Origin of the sequence: Heminiphilus faecis (assembly GCF_008728965.1) — a bacterium.
GTDB classification, from domain to species: Bacteria; Bacteroidota; Bacteroidia; order Bacteroidales; family Muribaculaceae; genus Muribaculum; species Muribaculum faecis.
On sequence record NZ_VSMC01000066.1, the window covers coordinates 1 to 1,190 of the forward strand.

At 47.1% G+C, this 1,190-nt stretch carries 1 protein-coding gene; it reads left to right on the top strand.

Annotated features, from left to right (window positions below):
• Positions 1–196 precede the first annotated feature (196 nt).
• Positions 197–1,180 (top strand): IS30 family transposase, encoded by a 984-nt coding sequence (locus FW767_RS12930; protein WP_121700429.1) that lies wholly within the window; start codon positions 197–199, stop codon positions 1,178–1,180.
• Positions 1,181–1,190: the final 10 nt, after the last annotated feature.

Genomic DNA, 1,190 nt, shown 5'->3' on the forward strand with positions numbered 1-1,190 from the left:
TGAAGATTCCAAATCGAAGTGCAAAACTTTGAGATGGGCATTAGTCATTCTCCTCTCTCCTTCTGGCGAGGGGATGCCCAAGCGGCGGGGGCGGCCTAAACCGCCCCCAAGAGCGGACAGCAGCAGAACATACTGGCAATACAAAATAAAAAGGGAGACCGAAGTCTCCCTGAGATTAACTAATTTTGTATTGCTTATGTACAGACAATTAACCTCGCAGCAAAGGTCGCAAATTTTCGCCTTACTGCAAAGAAAAACTTCGAGAGAAGAAATTGCCCTCATAGTAGGGTGCAGTCAGTCAACGCTTTGTCGTGAACTGAAGCGCAATTCCACAACCAAAGGCCACTATCTGTGGGAAAAGGCTCATGCCAAAGCCCTTGAATGCAGAAAGCGCACCACATCCAACAAGAAGCTCGACAGCGTGTTGGTGTGGCGTATAAAACAGATGATTATTGACCACCAATGGTCACCAGAACAAATTCGTGGCGTGTTGGCCAAGGAAGGTGTTTCCGTATCCATACAGACCATTTACAACATTATAAACGCTGATGAAAGCGGAGAACTGCGCCGTCACCGCAGACATCCCGACTTCCGACGACGACCAAAAGGCGAACGCAAACCCACTAAAGCCACCAACATACCAAACCGCACAAGCATACACGACAGACCGGCCGAGGCCGACGGCAAACGCTTTGGCGATTTTGAGATGGATCTTATTGTTGATGCCTACGGGCACGCGATTCTAGTGCTGCTTGAACGCATGACTGGCTTTGTGATGATGGAGAAACTACCTTACGGAAAAAGAGCCAAGCCATTGTCAAAGACTGTCGTGAGAATGCTGTACGCATACCGTAAATATCTTAAAACCATCACTACTGACAACGGCAGCGAGTTCGCGGCACACCTCGACATAACCGCCGGATTACGCATCAAAGGTCTTGATGATGTGACTGTTTACTTTGCCGACAGCTACTGCTCATGGCAGAAAGGAGCGGTCGAAAACATCAACAAACTCATCCGTCAATACATCCCCAAAAAGTCAAATTTCAATGATTTCACTGACCTATACATCAAGAATGTCGCAAAGAAACTAAACCTCAGACCACGGAAAAAACTCGGTTTTTCAAACCCGAAAACCGAGTTCTTCAAACAAATCGCTAATTTTGCACTTGCCAGTTGAACCTGCGTTT